We start from the raw sequence: 830 nt of genomic DNA on the forward strand, positions 1-830 counted from the left end.
GAGGACTACGACCGCTGGTCCGACGAGCTGCTCGACTCGCAGCGCGCGTTCGTCGTGCCGAGCTCGCACCGCGGACGCCCGAACACCCGGTTCGCGATCCTCAATCCGCTCACGACCTTCGACGATCTGGTCGGCATCCTCGACACCATGAAGTAGGCCGGTCGCGCCGTTCCGTGGTGTCCCGATCTGCGGACGGTGTCCCGTTCTGCGGTCGAATCCCCGCCGATCGGACGCAGAACGGGACACCGTCCGCAGATCGGGACACCACGGAACGGCGCGACCGGCCTACTTCATGGTGTCGAGGATGCCGACCAGATCGTCGAAGGTCGTGAGCGGATTGAGGATCGCGAACCGGGTGTTCGGGCGTCCGCGGTGCGAGCTCGGCACGACGAACGCGCGCTGCGAGTCGAGCAGCTCGTCGGACCAGCGGTCGTAGTCCTCGCGCTCCCACCCCTCGCGCTCGAACACCACGACCGAGAGCTGCGGATCACGCACGAGCGTGAGCTCCGGTCGAGACGCGATCTCTGCGGCGATCTGCCGGGTGAGCGCGAGCGTCGCGCTCACGGCCTCGCGGTAGGCGGTCACCCCGTAGGTCGCGAGGGAGAACCACAGCGGCAGGCCACGCGGGCGACTTCAGCCCGTCGGACTACTCGATCCAGCTGACCCGGCGCCCGCGTCGGTGAGGGTGTCGAGGTATTCGGCGTGCTGCGTGTGCGCGCGGCGGCCTGCGTCGGGGTCGCGGTAGATCAGAGCGCAGCAGTCGAACGGCGCGAACAGCCACTTGTGGGGATCGACGATGACCGAGTCCGCGCGCTCGACGCCCGCGAAGA

At 68.8% G+C, this 830-nt stretch carries 2 pseudogenes; one reads left to right on the forward strand and one right to left on the reverse strand.

Going from position 1 to position 830, the window contains the following annotated elements:
* Window positions 1-156: pseudogene (locus IXW21_RS18095) on the forward strand (aspartate aminotransferase family protein); the annotation flags it as partial.
* Window positions 157-285: 129 nt separating this feature from the next.
* On the opposite strand, the pseudogene IXW21_RS18100 reads toward IXW21_RS18095, so the two are convergent.
* Window positions 286-830: pseudogene (locus IXW21_RS18100) on the reverse strand (pyridoxal phosphate-dependent decarboxylase family protein); the annotation flags it as partial.

Source organism: Microbacterium sp. UFMG61 (assembly GCF_015354505.1).
Classification (GTDB): Bacteria; Actinomycetota; Actinomycetes; order Actinomycetales; family Microbacteriaceae; genus Microbacterium.